General features: G+C 44.1%; 11 protein-coding genes. 1 reads left to right on the forward strand and 10 read right to left on the reverse strand.

Features of this window, described 5'->3' with window-relative positions:
* Window positions 1-3: 3 nt before the first annotated feature.
* A complete protein-coding gene (locus J3P43_RS00350; protein WP_255897769.1) occupies window positions 4-297 on the reverse strand; it encodes a hypothetical protein in 294 nt (97 codons plus the stop codon).
* A 128-nt stretch (window positions 298-425) separates the two neighbouring features.
* Window positions 426-1484, reverse strand: coding sequence for a mechanosensitive ion channel family protein (locus J3P43_RS00355; protein WP_255897770.1), 1059 nt, complete (start codon window positions 1482-1484; stop codon window positions 426-428).
* Between the two features lie 165 nt (window positions 1485-1649).
* On the opposite strand from J3P43_RS00355, the gene J3P43_RS00360 reads away from it, so the two are divergent.
* Entirely contained in the window at window positions 1650-3842 is a 2193-nt protein-coding gene (locus J3P43_RS00360; protein ID WP_255897771.1) for a bifunctional alpha,alpha-trehalose-phosphate synthase (UDP-forming)/trehalose-phosphatase, read from the forward strand.
* Between the two features lie 118 nt (window positions 3843-3960).
* Here the strand turns inward: J3P43_RS00360 and J3P43_RS00365 are convergent, their stop codons facing one another.
* The 8 genes from J3P43_RS00365 to J3P43_RS00400 form a co-directional block, all read right to left on the reverse strand.
* The gene (locus J3P43_RS00365) at window positions 3961-5742 is read right to left on the reverse strand and encodes a glycoside hydrolase family 15 protein (RefSeq protein WP_255897772.1); all 1782 of its coding nucleotides are present in this window, start codon (window positions 5740-5742) and stop codon (window positions 3961-3963) included.
* Window positions 5743-5781: 39 nt separating this feature from the next.
* Window positions 5782-6813: a GntR family transcriptional regulator gene (locus J3P43_RS00370; protein ID WP_255900157.1), complete on the reverse strand. Its 1032-nt coding sequence runs from the start codon at window positions 6811-6813 to the stop codon at window positions 5782-5784.
* Window positions 6814-7168: 355 nt separating this feature from the next.
* Window positions 7169-8899, reverse strand: a complete 1731-nt coding sequence (locus J3P43_RS00375; RefSeq protein ID WP_255897773.1) for an FG-GAP repeat domain-containing protein — start codon at window positions 8897-8899, stop codon at window positions 7169-7171.
* A gap of 6 nt (window positions 8900-8905) precedes the next feature.
* Window positions 8906-11668 carry a glycosyl hydrolase gene (locus J3P43_RS00380; RefSeq protein WP_255897774.1) on the reverse strand — a complete coding sequence of 921 codons (2763 nt, stop codon included), beginning with the start codon at window positions 11666-11668 and terminating at the stop codon, window positions 8906-8908.
* 115 nt (window positions 11669-11783) lie between these two features.
* Window positions 11784-12095 (reverse strand): L-rhamnose mutarotase, encoded by a 312-nt coding sequence (gene rhaM / locus J3P43_RS00385; protein WP_255897775.1) that lies wholly within the window; start codon window positions 12093-12095, stop codon window positions 11784-11786.
* A 23-nt stretch (window positions 12096-12118) separates the two neighbouring features.
* Window positions 12119-15187, reverse strand: coding sequence for a glycoside hydrolase family 2 protein (locus tag J3P43_RS00390; protein WP_255900159.1), 3069 nt, complete (start codon window positions 15185-15187; stop codon window positions 12119-12121).
* The gene (locus J3P43_RS00395) at window positions 15102-18062 is read right to left on the reverse strand and encodes a glycoside hydrolase family 2 protein (RefSeq protein WP_255897776.1); all 2961 of its coding nucleotides are present in this window, start codon (window positions 18060-18062) and stop codon (window positions 15102-15104) included. Before J3P43_RS00395 ends, J3P43_RS00390 begins: the two co-directional genes overlap by 86 nt.
* Before the next feature lie 115 nt (window positions 18063-18177).
* Window positions 18178-21135, reverse strand: a complete 2958-nt coding sequence (locus J3P43_RS00400; protein WP_255897777.1) for a glycoside hydrolase family 2 protein — start codon at window positions 21133-21135, stop codon at window positions 18178-18180.
* Window positions 21136-21137 lie beyond the last annotated feature (2 nt).

Below are 21137 nucleotides of genomic sequence, written 5' to 3' on the forward strand. Positions count from 1 at the left end.
AAGTTAATTCAGCACAAGGTTCGGGTTATATCTGATAAAATCCTCGTAGGCTTTACTCAAATCTTTCACAGAGTTAATTTCGAAATCGTCGCCCCAGGGAGTCCAGGAAATAAACTTTAGTTTCCTGGCTGCAGATTCAGTCTTTTTCGCCGGAGAAATCTCTTCATACACTCCAAAATTACCCAGGGTGTAATACTTAATCCTGCGGGTTCGATGTTCCAAAAGATGCGACTTGGTTAATTTGAAGCCCATTCCTTTAATCCAATTTTTAATTGAGAGCGCTTTGTTTTGTGTCATGACCTGGAATTTATGTTTTCATTCGGGTTATTTTATCGTGTGTTTAACATCCTCATTCACATTCGGTTCTGATTAATAATTTTTTTTATTGGCAATTGTTAACAAGATATGTGAATAACTCACTGCTATTATTGGCTGGCTATTTCCATACGCGTTTTAGGAAGGCAATGAGGATAATTTTGCTGCATAAAAAGTATAAGCTTTTCTCGGATAAAACATCGAAGGTCGAACGTATCGCCAGAATTTGCTGCGCTTACCAGCACACGTATTTCGATAGTATCTGCACGGACATCGGTTACCGCTAATGAGTTTATGCGCCTGTCCCATAATTGGCTAAGACTCAGTAAACGGCCTAATTCCCTTCTCATCGGCTCGATTGGCATGGAGTAGTCTGCATACAGCATCACAACACCGATCAGTTCCGCGGACGTTCTGGTCCAGTTTTGAAAAGGTTTCTCAATGAAATAATTTATCGGTAAGATCAACCTGCGCTGGTCCCAGATATTGAGCACTACATAGGTAAGTGTTATCTCTTCAACCCTGCCCCATTCATTTTCGACAACCAATACATCATCAATCCGAATGGGCTGAGTAAACGCAATTTGAAAACCGGCAAGCAAGTTACCCAGAGACTTCTGAGCCGCAAAACCAATGATTATACCACCAACTCCAACCCCGGTTAAAAGGCCAGCGCCAATCTTGCGCATATTTTCAAAACTCAGCAGAACGATAGCAATTGTTATCAATACAATCAGCATCACAACGAATTTGCGAACGAACTGCAACTGGGTTCTTATTTTGCGCTCCTTAAGATTATTTTGTTTAGAGTAGTCATACTTGTGGTAGATCGAATCTTCTATCAACTTAATCAGGCCGATCAACATTCCAGCGAATGATACGATCAGAGCTACTTCAATCCATTTGTCGGCCAGCGCGAATGAAGTTCTGCTCATCCGCATCATCGGCATCGAAAAGTTCAGGAAAAGGAGTGGCAGAAAGAAATATGCCGCTGTGCTTAGGCGCTTGCTTATTCGGCTGAAGATGTAGACGTTAGTCCGTCTATAATAAAAGGAAAAAGTGTTTGCAAGAAGAAATTTAACCGAAATCCCAACCACAACCGCCACAATTGCGACAAGAAAATTCCAGGTTACGGGCGACAAATTGTTCGAAAAGTTTAGCCAGTTCATAAATTTTTACTTACTTAGCAACAACCGTTGAATATCTTCCTGGTTTTTATCAACTAACCAGCACCCCCCGATTTAATTGTTATTAAATCAATCATTCACCTCTAATGTTTCTTAATTGCAAACCTTAGGGTAAAAAAACCCTTTAATAAGTATCGGTTATAGAATATGGGCAAAACAATTATTATTTCGAACAGGCTGCCAGTAAAGATCTATAAGAATAATGGAGAATTTGAGTTAAAGCAAAGCGAAGGAGGCCTGGCAACCGGCTTGGGTGCCATTTACAGGCAGGCCGACAACATTTGGATAGGCTGGCCGGGAATGGAAGTCCACACCAACGAGTCAAAAGAAGAAATAGCTAAAAGGCTTGCAGAAATCAATCTTCGTCCGGTATTTTTAACTCAGGAGGACATTAACTGTTATTACGAGGGCTTTTCTAACGAGGTGATGTGGCCAATTTGCCACTACCACCCTACCTATGCCAAATTCGATCCGGCATACTGGCAGAGCTACCAGGAAGTAAATGCCAAATTCCGGGACGCTGTATTACAAATAGTTGAACCTGATGACATTATCTGGATACACGATTATCAGCTACTGTTATTGCCCGGTTTAATAAGAGCGGTACATCCTGACATTACTATTGGCTTTTTCCAGCACATCCCCTTTCCGAGTTCAGAAATTTTCAGGCTGATTCCATGGCGGATAGAAATACTTGAAAATATGCTTGGCGCCGACTTAATCGGATTCCACACCTTTGACGATGCCCGACATTTTATTAGTTCAATAACCAGGTTGCTCCCGGTTCATTCGGTTTCAAACGTGATTACCTACAACGACAGGCCGGTAGTGGTTGAATCGTTTCCGATGGGAATCGACGACAAAAAGTTTGAATCCATGCCAGGCGAGCAGTCGGTAGTAGATCAAATTAATGAATTAAAACAGAGCTTCGACGGCTTTAAAATGGTTTTGTCGATAGACCGCCTGGATTACAGTAAAGGTATCTTACAAAGACTTGAAGCGTTCGACCTGTTATTTCAGCAACATCCTGAGTACATAGGAGAAACGATTCTCTATATGATTGTCGTTCCCTCAAGAGATACGGTGCCGCGATATAAAGAGCTAAGAGATGAAATTGATAAAGTGGTGGGAAATATCAACTCGCGCTATCGCACCCTAAACTGGTCGCCGGTACACTATTACTACCGCTCTGTAACACCCGACCTGCTTAGCGCCTTATACAGTATGGCAGAGGTATGTTTAGTAACGCCTATGCGCGACGGCATGAACCTGGTAAGTAAAGAATATGTTGCCAGTCGCACAAACAATACTGGTGTACTGATATTAAGCGAAATGGCTGGGGCAGCCAAGGAGTTAATCGATGCAATTATTGTTAACCCCAATAACACCCACGAAATATGCCAGGCGATAATTCAAGCCCTGAATATGAGTCGTGAAGAACAGCAACAAAGGATGAAAAAGCTGAGGTCGGTTGTATCCAAGTTCAACATCAGGCATTGGGTAAAGATCTATATGGACCGACTAAACGAAGTAAAACACTTACAAGAATCGATGAAAGCTAAACATTTGATAAGAGACAGCCGCGCTATTCTGGAACAAGAATATCTAAAAGCAAGGAAAAGAATCATATTTCTCGACTACGATGGCACTCTTGTTGGCTTTCAACCCGAAATTGAGATGGCTTTTCCGGATGAAGACCTGTACGAAATTCTCAAGCAGCTGGCTTCCGACTCAAGTAATCATGTAGTGATTATAAGCGGCAGGAAACACGAAAATCTGGAAGAATGGTTTTCGCAGTTGCCTATCGATATTATTGCCGAACACGGAGCCTGGACAAAAAACCAGAACGAACAATGGATTCAATTACCGGGGTTGTATGATCATTGGAAGCAAGATGTTGCACAGGTATTAGAACGCTACGTAGACCGAACACCGGGATCATTCATCGAAGAAAAAAGTTTTTCCTTAGTCTTCCATTATCGCAAAGTGGAAGAAGGGCTGGGCGATTTAAGAGCCGGCGAACTGGTGAACGACCTTCGATTTATTACGGCGGACATGGGTTTACAGATTCTGCCCGGAAACAAGGTGATTGAGATTAAGAATATCGAGGTAAACAAAGGCAAAGTTGCGCTACGCTGGCTCGAGGATAAAGAATACGACTTTATTATGGCGATGGGTGATGACCATACCGACGAAGACATTTTCAAAGCAGTCCCTTCCGAAGCTTTTACTATTAAAATAGGCGGCAACATCTCGGCAGCCAGATTTTATCTGAGAGATTTCCGCGAAGTGCGCCGCCTGTTGCGAACGCTGACCTTCATATCATCGGAAACCACATAAAGAAATTTGGGCTTTATTGCACAAGCCCTCGTCGGATTTTGCAATCCCCATGCCATAGTAAGGGACTTACAATCACGGTGTGAGATCAATTAAAAGCTCAATAGCCGCTAAGAAACTATTACAAAAACACAGGCCTGTCCAGTTTAATCGCAATGCGATACGCTGCATTCATCAATCCCACGTGGCTGTAAGCCTGCGGAAAATTGCCCCACATGCTTCCGGTATTTTCATCCACATCTTCGCTAAAGAGCTTGAGGTGATTACAATATTGGATAATATGCTCAAATTCACGGATGGCATCATCCACGCGGCCGACACAGGCCAGCGCTTCCACATACCAAAAGGCGCAAATAAGAAAAGTAGTTTTAGGCTTCCCAAAGTCATCCTCATGCAAATACCGGTAGAACAGCCCTTTAGGGGTTTTAAGCTCCGCTTCCAATGCTTTCAGGTGGTCTTTCGCGCGTTCGGATGTAGGATCAAGATAGTTCATCATAATGAGCTGTAAGGTACTTGCATCCAGATGCGTACCGCCCGCGGCGTTGGTATAAACTTTCCTCACGGGATCATAACAACTTTCTATATGATCGGCTGCCTTTTTCTGAAGCATTAAAGCCCGTTCTTCCAGTTCCTTATTATCAATAGTCTGAGCCATTTTCGCCGCCGCAGCACAACCCGCCCACTGGAAGAGATTACTATAACAATGCACGTTGGCTATATTTCTAAACTCCCAGATTCCAGCATCTTTCTCATCGATAGTACGCTCTATTTTAGTCAGCACCGTTTCTATCCAGCGAATAGAATCTTTTCGTTCGCGAAAAACAAAGCGGTGGTCAATATAGAGCGGCATAATTGAGATCATCACCTGGCCATAAATGTCGTTTTGAATATGCTCCGAAGCCTGGTTGCCGATGCGCACAGGCTTGTTGCCTTTGTACCCGTCCAGATGATCAAGAATTTTCTCTTCAAGTTCGGCCTTACCATCTATTGCATACAAAGGCTGGTACCGATACGTTTCTGCCACCGAAATACCGGCGACGTAATTAAAATATCTTTCCATCTCTTCGAAATGGCCGATGTGGTTGAGCGCAGATATCACGTAATACGTATCACGCAGCCAGCAAAAGCGGTAATCCCAGTTTCTGCCACTTCCATCGTATTCGGGCAGGCTGGTGGTACTGGCCGCAATTATAGCTCCTGTGTCCTCATATTGGTGGATTTTTAAAGCCAAGGCCGATCGGATAACATATTCCTGATAAAACCCGGCCATGTTCGAGTGCTTTATCCAGGTGCGCCAGTACGACACGGTCTCTCTTATAAAAGTCTCAGCAGTACTCCCCAAAGGCGCCTCAAGAGGCTGTCCATATGTTAAAACCAGGTATTTAACTTCATTGAGCACAAACCCGGTGTCGTCTGATAAATAACTGATAGGAATATTTGTAGTAAGCCGGACTCTGTCTTCACATCCTTCAAATTCTATGTGATTGCTTCCCCTGTGAGGCTTCAATTGGACCCTCCCATAATCGCATACAGGCTGGCACTTTACCTTTATTACCGGGTTACCTTCTATGGGTTCTATCTTACGGATAAGCATTAAAGGCTTAAAGAAGCGTTCGTACTGCTGAAACCGCGGAGCCACATCAATTATTCTGTAGCGGCCGTTTTCGCAGGTTATCTCTGTGCATAATACGTTGGTATTTTCGAGATAAAACTGGTTCGAGGTATAATTAGCCGAGGGGAGAATTGTGAATTCGCCTCCTTTGTCTTCGTCTAAAAGCGATCCGAAGACAAATGAGCTATCAAAACGTGGCCAGCAAAGCCATGAAATATTTGTGTTTTTATGAACATGTGCCAGGTAGGCACAATTGCCTATAAGACCTGTTTCATATAAATGTTTTTCCATTGCTTTTATTACAGACTAAAAGCGAACAAGTTTTAAATTTTATAAAGACGGCCGCAGTGTAAGGTGAAAAGGTACCTGAACATGAGTTCGCGAATTCTCCAGGATCATCTTCGCGGCGATGGCTCCCATCTGCCTGAAATCGGTCGATACGGTAGTAATTCCATCTAAAATTATTTTTTTAAGAGGTGTTTCGTTATAAGAAATTACGCCAACCTGTTTTCCTACTTTAAGTTTTAACGAGATGATCTTTTCAATTAACTCCACCAAATCGTCCTCCATCAGGTTAATATAAACCTCTCCTTCCTCAATAGGTTCGGCAGCAATGTTACTTATAACTTTATGGTTAAAAGCATATTGCTGGCAAAAGCGCAACAAGCCTTTTTTAATCTCTTTAGGGTAATAGCTTTTGTCGGGAAAAATTAGCTTAATGGTGTGATACTTACTCAGCACATCTTTCGCCTGTTCCATGGCATTATAAATGTCGCTTTCAAAATTTTCGTATACAGCGGCATACTCTCCTTCAACACCTGGTACCTTTTTATCCAGCAACACCAGCTTGTCTTTCGGAATGGTGTTGATAATTTCGTACGCATTTTCGCCGCCCTCAATAAAATGAGGCACCACCACGTAGTGCGAATAACCCTGCATCTTGTCGGCAAGCATCTTCTTAAACAGCTTGCAATCGTTGTTATAAATATAAAAATCAACCGCCACATGATCGCCAAGGGCAGACACAAAAGAATCGTAGATTAATTTTTTATGTGAACTTAGCTTATTAAAAAACAAGCAAATACGAAGCGTCTGTCTGAAGTCTGTGCTGGCAATATAGTATCCTTTGCCAGGTATGGAAGCAATAACCCCAATCTTTTTAAGGTATTTATATCCCTTTTCAGCCGTATCGCGCGAAATCTCCAGCTCATAACTCAACTCATTTATAGACGGCAACATGTCATTCTTTCCAATTTTACCTGTCTCTATAGCCGTCAAAATAGAATTGGTTAACTGGAGATACTTTGGCGTTGCCGAATACTCGTCGATATGAATAAAATCGAAAAACCGAGCCGACTTCATTGAGGATGCTTTAGACATATATTTCACTAAAATAGTAAGATTATATTAATTATCCGGTGCAGGCTGAGATTAGGCTTATTAGCAAATAAATTGTTACAGGAAAAGCAGTTACCTATCGTCAACCGAATTGACGCCGACAAAGGATGCGATTAGAAGGGTGCTTCGAGGTTTCTATCTGCTGCCGGTCCGGCTATCCACTATAGTTTTTATTTCAGCTCCGCTATTCCCCCCGCAAATAAAAAGCTGCCGTTTCTATCCGGCTTAATATGGTAGTTCCGGTCGTTGCTCAGAAAGTCCTGGTAAAACTTTCCAAAAGTTTTGGAACTTTTGGAAAGTTAAGATGGCGGCAATAGCTCTAGTAATGTGTATGATTTACCACCTTCGTTCTTAAATAGTTTAAATCCTGTTTCAAATCCTTCGAATACGAAGCGCTCTTTGAACCGAAAACCCGCAGGACTCCCCGCGATAATGTGATTACCTCCTCTGCTCCTCTGCCCGTAAAATCGAACATATGAAAAACGCCATCCGGAAAATACAAGTCGCCTTCGCCATTTTCATCAATCCTGAACTTATACCAAAACAATTGGGGCTTTCCTTTACCTTTCCAGTTCCCCAAAACAAAGTCCGGGTTACCGTTTAAGGGATAGCCATTCGGCCACATAGACAATAATGTTCCTTTGTTGTCAAACCAAAACAGCTGACTTGATAAACGTGGTTCAGTACTTGACTTCAATCCGTAGGTTCTTCCACCCACTACAATCTGAGGCTTGGCAACACCTTTCAGAAAGTCGCCCACCTGTATTTGCTGACTATGCTCGGCAACGCTTTGCCAAATGATCTCTTTAGTCATGGCTTTTATTGCATAAACGCCGGTCTCGCTATTAGAAATTACGATATCGAGCTTTCCGTCTTTGTCCACATCAGCAAATTTATAGCTGTCGGCATGGTCATGATTGTCGTTGAGCAGGTCGAAGCGATTCCAGATTTCTTTGCCTTTTGCATCCAGGAGTAGAGAGCCTATCAGCACTTCGTCAATGCCATCCTTATTTAAATCTACCGGATAGATGTAATGGCCGAGGTTATCCTTCTTGCGCGTCTCGACATGCTGCCAAAGCGGGGTTAAGTCGGCCCTGTACGCGTTGATATTCATTCCGCCGCCATAATCGGTGAAAACCACCAATTCATTTGGCGAATCTTTGGTCAGTTTAGCGATGGCCATTCTGAAGTTATTGTATACATGAGGAAGCGCCTTAGTTGGCCATTCAGTTTTACGAATCTCTTTTCCGGATCTTCCATCCGCAATAACCAGCCATTCTTTATTTTCTAAAAAGCGCCAGTGAACCACTTCTGCGTTACCGTCTTTGTCAAAATCCCATACTACGCCGGGGGCTTCAAACTCCGAACGCAGGCGGGCGTTTTCTGCGGGCGCCTTCCATGACCAAAGTTCCTGCCCAGAATTATCAAACACAGTCATTGACCAGTCGGAGCTAAGCACCGCTAAATCTGTTTTTTTATCACCATTTATATCGCCGAATTTTACAGCGTTGCTTGAAGGTATTTTGTATTCCTTAATGAGTTCAACATCGGGGTTCAACTGGTAAGGCTTTATATCCTCTTCCCTGAGGTTGGGATTTGTGCTTAAAACCAAAACATCTACTAAGGGTGATGGGTCAATGCGAGTAATTTTTATGTCTGTTAAGCCCTTTTTTAGCTGGAATGTTCCGGCCTTCTGAAAACGAAGTGTATCGGTGCCGAATGTTTCTGCTGACACTTTATCCCCAACTGAGACTTTAAATCCAGCATCTTTGGTTCCTTGGCTGCGTACATACAGATAGTACAAGCCATTAGCAGGCACATTGATACGCGTAATCAGATTAGTTTCTGAATTAAGCGTTATCGCAGTATTATTAAAAAACCATTTTGATCTAAAACCCGCCTCGGATATGATATTCCCTTTGGGATTCCGATCCAGGAAATCTGAAGCCGGAATAATGATCGTCCCGGGCATGCTTACGGGATTATTAATCTTCTGTGCCCTGGCGCCAAAGCAAGCAAAAACTGAAAAAACAACCAATAAATATTTCATCTGGATCTAATTTTTAAAAGATGTGATAGTAACCGGACCAACTAATCCGGACGGCTGTGGCTTCCATCCTGCCGCGTCAAATGCCTTATAATTAATATTTACAAAGTTGATTTCATGGTATTTCCGCCACTCAATTCCCTTTTTATCCATATCTCTCATGCGGTTTGCCATCAGGTTTGCCACCTCAATTTTGATAGTATTCTTACCCTTTCTTAAATATTTGCCAATTCTTGCCTGATACGGAATACTCCATAAAACCCCGGCGTCTTGCCCGTTAACCCACACCCGGGCGCTCTCGTGAACTTTTCCTAAGTTAAGCACGTATTCATCCGACTTAATTTTAGGCATTTTGAATTCGAGCGTATATTCTGCCCTTCCAGAGTAGGCTATTGCAGCGCTATCTCCAAGTTCGGTCCATGATACGAGTTGAGAGAGTTTTTTGTCAGCGGGAACAACCGGGCCTCCATCTGTAAAATGCAGGTTCCATTGCCCTTTTATCTCCACGGTTTTAGCCACCTTATCGAGGTAGTTCCATTTCTGCAATCCAGATATATCGCTGGTGGCTTTAAGGATAAGAGCTTCGCCCGGCAACATCTGCACTCTAACAAGGGTCGAGTTTCCGCTGACAGTGCTGACCGCTATACCACTTTTGCCGCTTTCAGGATCTAAAATCACTACTGAAGATGCCAGGACATTGAGCGGCAAATCGGTGTCAACCGCATTCGCTGTGTGATTCACGAGGTAATAATATTTGTCGGCACCCACCTGACGACGGATATATTTAAGTCCGGTGCTTGTTATCCTTTCGCCGCGTAGACCAACATATTGCAGAGCCTTTTGAACATCGTTAGAAAGCAAAATTCGCCCTGAGCCTGTTTTCAACTCCTTCACTCCGTTTCCGGCATCCGAAAAAACTAAGTTTGAAACCAACTGATACAATTTGTCTCTGTTTGCTTCAAGATTGCTTAAACCAGGAACATCTTCAGGCATCTGCTGAATGATAACAGTCGCTCCTTTTTTTGCCAGGTCGATCATCTTTTCTAAAGTCTCCACAGGCATATAATCTGCCTTCGGAACGATCAATGTTTTATACGGAGATGCATTTGGAGATGTGCTGATATTTGTGCCAGCGGAGGTAGATTGCTTCAACAACTTATCTGAAATAAAATCCAGTGAATACCCCGCATCCTGTAAAGCCTTTACGTTTTTGTAAAACGGACTTGGATGCAGCCAAACATCCACATCATGCACTTTAAGTGGCATATCCATACCTTTAGGATTGTTCCACACATCGTGTATGGGCCAGTATACCAATAGTTCATTATCCGACTTTCCGGCCTGAAGAACAGATTGAACTCTTGTGATGTAGGTATTTAATCCGGGAAGATGTGCCCACCAGCTGTTCGAAGGAACAAAGTTAACAGAAGCATAAAACAACCATCCCGGATACGGAACATCTTCGGGTGAATACGTGGTTCCGTGAAAGAATGTGTGGTTTACGCCCGATAAGAAAACCTGCTCTAACTCAGGTTTGGTTTGGGATAATGATGTTTTAAAATGTTCGGTTAACCAGGTAAAGGTTTCGCTCGATACCAGATTCTTGCCCGTAACATGTGCCGCAGATGATGCGAACTTCAACATGATGGGATCAGGATCGACGTTCCGAACATCGGCGCTGTCGCGGCGAAGCCCGGGGATCGGAAAATAACTTGAGCCAAAGGTTTCACACTCCGGAATATCTACCGCAGCATACAGATCTATGAGGTTACCCGGCGAACCATGTGCCTGATTTTTAGAGATTCCGTTGTATTTATGAGTCCAGTTTGTCCATGGAATGGTAAAATTCTCCAGCAACATCTCGCTCATTGTTTCACGGTAATCCGATTTTAAACGGGCAACGTTGGTATTTAATTCTTTGCCAACCAAGTCGCGGATATGAGGGCGCAGGTCGTAACCACGACGCATTTTAAATTCGTCGAAAAAGTTATCAGACCAATCTGCATTATACACCTCATAACTGTCATTATAAAACGCCCTTACCTTCGGGGGATTATTGGCAAAAACGATATCATATCGCTTAAGGTATTCGTCAAGAGCGGGTCTTGAGAGGTGATTTAAGGTAAAACCTTCGCCACCCGGCGCTGCACGTTTCACCATCTGGCGGGTTCTGCCAGAAAATGCGGCATAAATATCCCAGTTTCCCGCTTCAGGCCTCCAGCTAAGATTACCTTCAACATCTACTTTATCGATCAACTGTAAAACCTGCCCTTTATCGCTGTATGCGGTTACCGATTGGAGCCTGGTAGCACCCGCTTTTGGATCTTTCACCACGAGCTTATCCGGAAGAACCTTACCCGCCGCGAGTTTATAATTTTGCACCACCAATTTAGCGGCAGCAAATTCGGCCGGCACCTGCGGACCGCCAAAGGGCCAGCCGGTTCCCGTTGTTAGATCTACGCCCATACCCAGGCCGCCGGCAGTACTTACGGTATGGTTTAACATCTTCATCCAATCTTTCGACAGGTACGGAATGTAACGGCTCTCATAGCCGATGGCACCATATATGGGTGCTATCTCAACACCTCCGAAGCCTGTTTTTTGATAGTTGTTTAATAAAGACGATATATTTTTCTCATCCACAGCGTTACCCATCCACCACCAGCGTGTCCATGGGCGACTTTCTTTTTTAATTTCTGGCCAGGCATTGTTTTGTGCCTTGAGAGAACCAACAAAGCAGGTAATAATAAAAACAAGTAAAAACTTTTTCATTTACGATTGATAATGATCTAAAAACGTGTTACACGAGTACCGGGCTAAACAGAACGGCAAACGCGGTTGTAGCTGCAAAATCTGACAGTATCAAAGATGTCAGACTCATTAACCCTTAATCCATATGAAAAACCTCAACCAAAGGTTTACTCACAGGTGAATTATCGGCATTAGCCTCCATAATATCGGCCATATAGGCCCACCATTTTTGTACAATTGCGGTCTGTCCCAGGTCTTGTGAAGACTGGTTGCCATCTTGCTGCTGTACAGCAAAAAGGATATTTGTTTCTTCATCCAGAAAAATGGTATAATCACTTATTCCGTTTTCTTTAAGCAACACTTTTAATTCGGGCCAGATTTCGTCATGGCGTTTTTTGTATTCGTCTTTGAAGCCAGGCTTAAGCTTCATTTTAAAGGCTAGTTTCATTTTCTTTTGGATTTTTAGCTAATTTAAAGTTTTTGGTAAACCTCAGCTTCAATAATACTCAAAGTGCCTCTGGTTCCGCGGTCATCTCGTGCCACGCCATCATCCAGGCGCTTTCCCGATACCTCCACTCCATATCCTGAACTGCTCTCATTTATACCAGTACCAGAAAGCTGAACTGTTACCGTTTTTCCCTTCATCGGAGAAACTGGTATAGTACAATATCCAAGCGACATGGGAGTAAGTCCATTGAATACTTCTTTGCCGTCTACCAGAATTCTTATGGGATAACTTCTGCTACGGAAATTATTAAGTTTGAGTGCCAGCTCATTAACAACGGCATCCTCTGCAAGAGTATATTTAATCCAGGCATTTTCTACCCTACCATCATTCACCCAATCAGTTAACTCATTATCATCAAAGCTTTCGGCCGCTCTTTGGCTGTTGGCTCCAGCTGTTGCTGAGATAATTTTTAATGCTTTTCTGGATGGTCCAAAAGACGGACCAGCGGGAGTCGGGCCTCGTTTTAAGCTCGGACTAAGGCCGGCGTCCGGCATATTAAGAGAAAGCCCGCCGGCTACTTTTACCGGGCTTGATTTAAAGGCAGCTGTTGCTGATTTTAAACCTTCTGAAGTGGCTGAGAGTACTATTTGGCCAGGTTTGGTTGTCGAGCGGATTAAAACCCTGTTCACTCCTCCTTCTACTGGAAGAGATTTCGATAGGATATAGTTGTCGGGACCCTGGGCAATTCCGCCTCGCCATTCTGCCGGACCTTCTAATTTGAAGTCGATCATATTTAAAGCAGTTGGACAGCGATTTCCCTGCGCGTCTACCACTTCTATCTGAGCCAAAACCACATCGGCGCCGTCGGCTTTTAAACCATTGGGGGCTTGCATAGTGGTAAGGCGTAAGCCAGCCGGAGCACCTGCAGTTTTTATTTCAGCCTCAGATAGTTTTTTGCTTTGAGCATCGTATGACACAGCCTTAATGGTTCCGGGTTGCCATTCAATATTTCTGAAGGTAAAGGCAAAACCGTCGCTGCGCTCACCGAATCCTTTGCTTTGACCATTTATAAACAGCTCTACTTTTTCTCCGGTAGAAACCGCGTACACATTCTTCTTTATTCCCGGCTGATAATTCCAGTGCCCAACGATATGCGTACTATGTCTTTCGGGATCAACCCAGCCGTCCCACATTACCTTATGTGCGTAAAAACCATCTTTCGGGATACGCATCGGGTCCACTTCGCCACTCCGGCGGTAATTTTCTGCGCCCCTCGAGTGTGAGTTACTGTCAGAGAAAATAATATTCACTCCACCAGCACTTACCCTTTCTCCGGTGCCTGGACGTTCTCTCCAAAATTCATACCAGCGCGCTACGTTTTCTAGCGCATGTGAGTCCTGGTTACGGTTGTACTCCCTTGCTGGGGCATCGCGATATAAAGGCCCGTCGCCATCCTTATGGAAAGGTGGAGAAAATTCGTCCCAATATTTCCGTAATCCTTCGTCGCGGGAATACTCTGTAGCCCAAAGTGGGATGTCAGCGCTTTTATTCGTGTAAAGCATTTCTCCTCCCCACTCGGCTATTTTACTGTCGAGCATCTCGCGGGAACCCATGGCTCGCCCGCCCTGAGGATCGTATTTATCTTTTATAGCCTTTAGCTCAGCCATGTGCGGCTCGCTAATTCTCTCATTTCCACCTTCATAGAACAAGATACTCGGACTATTTCGATTGTAGATAACTGCCTCACGCATAAGTTCTACCCTATGCTCCCATTGCCGTCCGGTAACATCTTTCTCAGAATCGCCGGCAGGCATAGCCTGAATTAATCCAACTCTGTCGCATGATTCCACATCCTGTTTCCAGGGTGTAATATGCATCCAGCGTACAAGATTAGCATTGCTTTCTACCATCAGGTTGTTGCTGTAATCACTTAACCAGGGCGGTACAGACATTCCTAAGGCGGGCCACTCGTTAGTAGTGCGTTGAGCGTATCCTTTCATTACAAGAACTCTATCGTTTAGATAAACCATCCCGTTCTTATATTCTGCCTTGCGGAAACCAGTTTTAGTCTGTACTTCATCTACCTGCCTTCCGTTCACTTTTAAGCGGGTGGATACTGTATATAAATAGCCATAGCCCCAGCTCCAGAAATTCAGATTATTTAACCTGGCGTTAGCAGTTACCGACTTTGTCTCTCCAGGCTGAATGCTGGTCTGATCGCCTTCAAAAACTTTTATCGTCTTCCCGGCGAGGTCTTTAACCTCCACTTCATATCGAAAAGTCCGGGCCGTTGCATGATCATTCTTTACTTCCGATTCGGCGACAACGGTTGCCGTCTTATTTTGGATATCGAAGTCCTTTGCGTAAATGTATACTCCTGATGTTTTAAGAAAAGAGTAGAGTGGGAGGGTTTGATATAGCTTATCCGTTACGTGCAGCCAGACATTTTTCGGAATACCGCCGTAGTTAGCGTTAAAGCTGGTATGATTCCACTGATAACCCGCTCCGGTAGCTTTCTCCCTATAATTCCATGCGTTATCTACTCGAACAGCTACTAGGTTCTCCGCTCCGGGTTTTATCAGATCCGTTATATCAAACCCAAAAGCCATGACTCCGTTTTCATGCAGGCCAAGATGCTTACCATTGAGATAAACATCTGCGCCCTGGCGCACACCTTCGAACTCCAGGAAAACCTTCTTTCCTTTATCTGATGCCGGAACTCTAAAACTTTTACGGTACCATGAAATCTTAACCGGCAACCGGTTAATCGCTACTTTGAAGGCTTCGTCTTCATTCCATGCGCGCGGAAGAGTAACTTCTTTCCACGATGCGTCGTTGAATTCGGGTGCTGAAGCGTCTTTTACATCCTCAACACTGAGCTTCCATCCGGGGTTAAAATTATATAGGATACGCTGAGAAGACTGGGCATATACTAAGCTGGTAACAGATACCAGTATCAAAATTACTTTGGTTATACCTTTAATCATTAGGATAGTATTTTTGGGTTCAATTCCCGGGTTTAGTATAGATTTCTGCTTCAATAATGCTAAGGATTTCTCTGGCACCGCCGTCATTACGCGCCACCCCATCATCAAGCTTTTTACCGCCGAGCTCAACGCTGATACTTGATTCATCCTTACCTGAATTTGGATTGAACAACTGAATTGTTACCGTTTTCCCGCTTGCCGGCTTCAACTGCAACGTGCAATAGCCCTGGCTGCGGTAGGTTGTACCTTTGAACACTTCCTTATCATCGACAAGAATTTTTATTGGATAAGTTCTTGAAGCAAAGTTGTTCATCTTTAAAGTCACTTCGTTAACTGTAGCTTCTTTTTCCAGTGTGTATTTAATCCACGCGGTAGAGAGCTTATTATCGTTTACCCAGTCGCTCAACTCGCTATCGTCGTAAGTGGCTTTAGCTTTAGCGGCATTCGCCCCGGCTGTAGCATCGATAATTTTTAAAGCGATTCTTGATGGTGTGAATGACAGACCCGAAGGTGTTGGTCCACGTTTTAAACTTGGCTTGAGCCCGTCATATGGCATTTCAAGTGATAACCCGTCTATAACCTTTACGGGAGAAGATGTCAATTGCAGAGCTGCTGGCTTTAGGCCTTCCGAAATTGCAGATAATTTGATTGGACCAGCGGTTATTGTTGAACGTATTAATACACGGTTCACTCCACCTTCAACAGGTAAAAACTTCGACAGTATAAAATTCTCAGCCCCTTGCGCCAGTCCGCCTCGCCATTCTGCGTTTCCTTCCAAATTAAAGTCGACCGTATTTAATGCCGTTGGACAACGATTGCCCTGCGCGTCAACCACTTCAACCTGAACAATGGCCACGTCGGCACCGTTGGCTCTCAGCCCCAGCGGTCCCTGCATAGCTGTGAGCTTCAACGCATGGGGAGCACCTGCAGTTTTTAGCTCCTTCTCTGAAAGCTTGTTGTTTTGAGCATCATAAGAAACTGCTTTGATACTCCCCGGCTGCCACTCGATATTTCTGAATGTGAAGATGAATCCGTCGCGGCGCTCACCAAAACCCTTCGATTGCCCGTTGATGAACAGCTCTGCCTTATCACCGGTACCCAAGACATAAATGTTCTTTTTAGTTCCTGGCTGATAATTCCAGTGGCCAATGATATGCGTTCTATGCTTTTCGACATCTACCCAGCCGTCCCACATTAACTGATGGGCATAAAATCCATCTTTGGGAATGCGTAAAGCATCCACCTCCCCACTGCGACGATAGTTTTCAGAGCCGCGATAATGTGTATTTGAATCTGAAAAGATAATATTTACCCCGCCAGAATTTACTCTCGTACCTGTTCCGGGACGCTCTCTCCAGAATTCGTACCAGCGAACAACATCTTCTAGTGCATGAGAGTCTTGATTTCTGTTATATTGCCCTGCCGGCGCATTGCGATATAGTGGCCCGACACCATCTTTATGGTAAGGAGGTGAAAATTCATCCCAATATTTCCGTAACCCTTCATCGCGTGAATACTCCATTTGCCACATCGGAATACGGGCGCTTTTGTTTGTGTATAACATCTCACCGCCGTATTCTGCAATTTTACTATCGAGCATCTCGCGAGAGCCAATTGCACGTCCGCCATGCGGATCATATTGGTCCCGTATAGCCTTCATTTCGGCCATATGCGGATCACTGATCGATTCGTTGCCGCATTCATAAAATAAAATACTTGGGTTATTGCGGTTGTAGATAATCGCTTCCCGCATCAAATTTGTACGTTGTGTCCAGCGTGGTCCGGTTACATCATGCTCTGCATCGCCTGCAGGCATAGCCTGAATTAACCCCACTCTATCGCATGATTCAACATCCTGTTTCCAGGGTGTGATATGCATCCAGCGTACCAGATTCGCATTGCTTTCTACCATTAAACCATTGCTGTAATCGCTCATCCATGGCGGTACGGATAAACCTATGGCCGGCCACTCGTTACTGGTTCTTTGCGCATAGCCTTTCATCATCAGCACCCTGTCGTTCAGGTAAACCATGCCATTTTTAAACTCCGCCTTGCGAAAGCCTGTTTTTGTATTTACTTCATCCACGACTGTACCGCTAACTTTAAGCCTGGTAGTTACGGTATACAGATATCCATAACCCCAACTCCAGAAATTTAAGTTGCTAAGAGGAGCATTGGCACTAACTATCTTCGTTTCACCCGGCTTAATAGTGGTTTTTCCACCATCGAAAGTTTTTACTGTGTTTCCGCCCAAATCCTTTACAATTACCTCATATTGAAAAGTTTTGGAGCTATTGTAATCATTTTTGACCTGAGATTCGGTTACCACAGTAGCAGTTTTCGCAGGGATATCGAAATCTTTAGCATATACATATACTCCGGTTGTTTTCAAAAATGCATAGAGCGGCAGGGTTTGATACAGCTTATCAGACACATGCAACCAAACGTTTTTTGGCAAGCCCCCGTAATTGGCATTAAAATTTCTGTCGGCCCACTGGAATTTAACTTGGGAAGCCTTTTCCAGGTAATCCCATGAGTTATCTATGCGAACAGCGATAACATTATCTTCACCTTGCTTGATTAGATCTGTAACATCGAAACCAAAGGCCATTGCCCCGTTCTCATGAAGGCCGATAAACTTTCCGTTAAGATAGAACTCACCTGCCTGACGTACTCCTTCAAATTCAAGAAAAACCTTTTTTCCTCTGTCTGTTGCCGGAACTCTGAAACGCTTGCGATACCAAACTATGCCGATTGTATGTTCAAAGATATTTTTCCGGAAGGCGTCGTCTTCATTCCAGGCATGTGGAAGTGTTATATTCTCCCAGGTCGCATCGTTGTAATCAGGCACCTCCGCACCCTTAACGTCCTCTCTCATCAACTTCCAACCGGGATTAAAATTATATTTGACGCGAGATTGAGCAAAACCGACAGCGGTAGACACACATAGCAGGAAGCAAAAAACAGCAAGTTTCTTCATTAGTAAAATAGGTTTATTGAACTCCTCACTCTGCCAGTTGGCGATTGCCTTCTCTTGAAGAAAGAGGAGCAGGCAACCGCCCTACCTGAATGAATATATACCTTTAATCTTAATTCTATTTTATCTTCGTGTAAATTTCCGTCTCAATAATATTCAAGGTACCCCTTGCATTTGGATTGGCTGTAACAACACCTTCCTCGAGTTTCTGACCACCAACTTCTACCCCTGCATTTGCATTAGTGTTTACTGATGTTGAACCGGTTAACTGGATGGTTACCGTTTTGCCTTTCGTAGATTTCACCGGAATAGTACCATAACCAAGACTCCGCGGAGTTCTACCGCTAAACACTTCCTGTCCGTCAACCAGAATCTTGATCGGGTAAGACGCACTTCTAAAATTATTTACTTTAAGTGTCACTTCATCAACAACTGCCTCGTTTGCTAATTCGTATTTGATCCATGCCGTTGACAGTTGTCCGTCATTGGCCCAGTTTGTTAATTCATTATCATCGAAACTTGCGCTAACTTTTTCAGCATCCGAACCTGCAGTAGCGGTTATAATTTTGATTGCTTTTCTTGAAGGAGTAAAAGACGGACCTTCCGGGGTTGGACCGCGCTTAAGACTTGGGCTGAGGCCAGCATAGGGCATATCAAGTGAAAGTCCGTTAGTTACTTTTACCGGAACTGACTTGAACGCTATTGTAGCTGATTTTAAGCTGTCCGACGTGGCCGATAACACTATCTGGCCAGCCTTTGTGGTGGAACGGATAAGCACACGGTTCACGCCTCCTTCTACTGGAAGAGATTTTGATAGGATATAGTTATCAGGACCCTGAGCAATTCCGCCTCTCCACTCTGCGGGACCTTCTAATCTAAAGTTGATCATATTTAGAGCTGTTGGGCAACGGTTACCCTGAGCATCAACTACTTCTATCTGTGCCAGCACCACATCTGCAGCGTCGGCTTTTAAGCCTCTCGGAGCCTGCATGGTGGTCAGGCGCAAACTCGCAGGAGCGCCTGCTGTTTTTATTTCTGCCTCAGATAGCTTTTTGTTCTGTGCATCGTATGCTACCGCCTTGATAGTTCCAGATTGCCATTCGATATCTCTGAAGGTAAAGGCAAAGCCGTCTCTGCGTTCGCCGAAACCTTTGCTCTTATCGTTTATAAATAATTCTACTTTTTCTCCTGTAGAAACCGCATATACATTCTTCTTAGTGCCCGGCTGATAATTCCAGTGACCGATAATATGGGTGCTGTGTCTCTCAGGATCAACCCAGCCATCCCACATTACTTTATGAGCATAGAATCCATCTTTGGCGATACGCATCGGATCTACTTCGCCGCTGCGGCGATAATTTTCTGCGCCGCGATAATGAGTATTAGAGTCGGAGAAAATAATATTTACTCCACCGGCGCTAACCCTATCTCCGGTGCCCGGCCGTTCGCGCCAGAACTCATACCAACGCGCTACACTTTCCAGGGCATGTGTATCCTGATTGCGGTTGTAACTGCTTGCATTTTGCCCGTTGTAAAGAGGACCCTCACCGTTTTTATGGAAAGGAGGCGAGAACTCATCCCAATATTTACGTAAGCCTTCGTCGCGAGAATACTCGGTAGCCCACATAGGTATATCTGCACTTTTATTGGTGTAAAGCATTTCGCCCCCCCACTCTGCTACTTTACTGTCGAGCATTTCGCGTGACCCAATGGCTTTCCAGCCATGCGGGTCGTATTTATCGCGGATGGCTTTCATTTCTGCCATATGCTCCTCACTTATGGCCTCATTTCCACATTCGTAGAACAAAATACTTGGATTGTTACGATTGTAAATAATTGCATCACGCATCAACTGTGTACGTTGTGTCCACTGCACTCCCCTAGCATCGTTTTCAGCATCTCCTGCAGGCATAGCCTGAATTAATCCAACCCTATCGCATGATTCAACATCCTGCTTCCAGGGTGTGATATGCATCCAGCGTACCAGATTCGCATTACTCTCAACCATTAAACCGTTGCTGTAATCGCTTAACCATGGCGGTACAGACATGCCCAGAGCAGGCCATTCGTTGCTGGTACGCTGAGCGTAGCCCTTCATTAACAGTACCCGATCATTAAGATAAACCATGCCGTTTTTAAATTCCGCTTTACGAAATCCTGTTTGGGTTTGTACCTCATCAACTGGCTTTCCATTAATTTTCAGGCGAGTGCTTACTGTATAGAGGTAGCCATAGCCCCAGCTCCAAAAATTCAGATTATTTATTCTAGAACTCGCACTTACAGTTTTAGTTTCTCCCGGCTGGATGGTAGTTTGTCCACCGTTATAAACTTTTACAATCTTGCCATCCAGGTCCTTGATTTCAACCTCGTACTGAAATGTTTTTGCACTGGAGTGTTCATTTCTTACTTCAGATTCGGCAACTATAGTGGCTGTTTTATTAGGAATATCGAATTCTTTGGGGTAAACGTAAACCCCTGTTGTTTGAAGAAACGAATATAACGGAAGAGTTTGGTACAACTTGTCGGCAACATGCAGCCATACATTCTTTGGCAGACCTCCGTAATTTGCATTAAAATTCTTGTCGCTCCACTGAAACTTAGTGTCTGTTGCTTTTTCTTTATAAGCCCAATCATTGTCGATCCGAACGGCAATAACGTTATCGCCGGCCTTAACCAAATTCGTTATGTCGAATCCAAAAGCCATCGCACCGTTCTCATGTAATCCGATTTGCTTTCCGTTCAGATAAAACTCGCCTGCCTGCCGAACGCCTTCAAATTCCAGGAAAATTTTCTTGCCCATATCAGAAGCGGGCAGTCTGAACTTTTTGCGATACCAAACGATGCCTGTTGGGTGTTTATCGATAGCAACCTTAAAAGCAGAGTCTTCGTTCCATGCGTGCGGAAGAGTTATAGCTTCCCAGGAAGCATCGTTAAACGCGGGTGCTTCAGCGCCTTTTGCATCGCCTCTAAAAAGCTTCCAACCCGGATTGAAATTGTATTTAATGCGTGGCGAGTCAGCTGCAAAAACCGAAGCAGCTAAAATCAGCAGGGAATAAAATGCGATAAGTCTTTTCATAT

This window comes from Paradesertivirga mongoliensis, from assembly GCF_024436395.1.
GTDB classification, from domain to species: Bacteria; Bacteroidota; Bacteroidia; order Sphingobacteriales; family Sphingobacteriaceae; genus Paradesertivirga; species Paradesertivirga mongoliensis.

Excerpts from the sequence above, each read along its gene's own strand:
- J3P43_RS00400 (WP_255897777.1), bottom strand. The coding sequence starts at position 21,135 with ATGAAAAGACTTATCGCATTTTATTCCCTGCTGATTTTAGCTGCTTCG.
- J3P43_RS00390 (WP_255900159.1), bottom strand. The coding sequence starts at position 15,187 with ATGATGGGGTGGCGCGTAATGACGGCGGTGCCAGAGAAATCCTTAGCA.
- J3P43_RS00365 (WP_255897772.1), bottom strand. The coding sequence starts at position 5,742 with ATGGAAAAACATTTATATGAAACAGGTCTTATAGGCAATTGTGCCTAC.
- J3P43_RS00350 (WP_255897769.1), bottom strand. The coding sequence starts at position 297 with ATGACACAAAACAAAGCGCTCTCAATTAAAAATTGGATTAAAGGAATG.
- J3P43_RS00355 (WP_255897770.1), bottom strand. The coding sequence starts at position 1,484 with ATGAACTGGCTAAACTTTTCGAACAATTTGTCGCCCGTAACCTGGAAT.
- J3P43_RS00380 (WP_255897774.1), bottom strand. The coding sequence starts at position 11,668 with ATGAAAAAGTTTTTACTTGTTTTTATTATTACCTGCTTTGTTGGTTCT.
- J3P43_RS00395 (WP_255897776.1), bottom strand. The coding sequence starts at position 18,062 with ATGAAGAAACTTGCTGTTTTTTGCTTCCTGCTATGTGTGTCTACCGCT.
- J3P43_RS00375 (WP_255897773.1), bottom strand. The coding sequence starts at position 8,899 with ATGAAATATTTATTGGTTGTTTTTTCAGTTTTTGCTTGCTTTGGCGCC.
- rhaM (WP_255897775.1), bottom strand. The coding sequence starts at position 12,095 with ATGAAACTAGCCTTTAAAATGAAGCTTAAGCCTGGCTTCAAAGACGAA.
- J3P43_RS00360 (WP_255897771.1), top strand. The coding sequence starts at position 1,650 with ATGGGCAAAACAATTATTATTTCGAACAGGCTGCCAGTAAAGATCTAT.
- J3P43_RS00370 (WP_255900157.1), bottom strand. The coding sequence starts at position 6,813 with ATGAAGTCGGCTCGGTTTTTCGATTTTATTCATATCGACGAGTATTCG.